At 44.0% G+C, this 505-nt stretch carries 1 protein-coding gene; it reads right to left on the bottom strand.

Features of this window, described 5'->3' with window-relative positions; genetic code table 11:
* The coding region (locus tag ACS8FD_RS24935; RefSeq protein ID WP_439277817.1) for a cytosine permease at positions 1 to 405 on the bottom strand (405 nt) is incomplete at its 3' end.
* Positions 406 to 505 lie beyond the last annotated feature (100 nt).

Raw genomic sequence — 505 nt, 5'->3', positions numbered from 1 at the left:
CATCGTACCGACGATAGCAGTAAATGCTTGGATGGAGTTTCCACTGTAATCACTGCCACTTGCAAAGATAGAGTTGATGGCTGGTAGCAACTCAGAACCTGACTGATACCAAATAACCGCCATAAGGACGACCATCACAACATAAACCAGGGGACCTGCCCAATTTAAAAAGTGCTTGATTGGCTCAATACCTGCCCAAAATAGCAGAATCTGAAATACCCAAACAATCACAAAAGCAATCCATGCGGTACTGTTTAAACCTAAAAATGTTGTATCCGGACTGCCTATAAAGATTGCCAATAAGATGGCGACTGCGGTCGAGGCAAAGTAGGTCTGCACCCCATACCAGAAGATACCGATAATAGCGCGTAAAATAGCAGGTAAATTGGCACCGTTGATGCCCATGCTGGCACGTATCAATACAGGAAAGGAATACCATATTTGACACTAGGCTTACCAGTTAAGTTCACCATCCACATGACGATAAAGCCTGAACAGATAATGG

Source organism: Psychrobacter sp. 1U2 (assembly GCF_051847575.1).
This window is presented reverse-complemented; position numbering and strand designations above follow the sequence as displayed.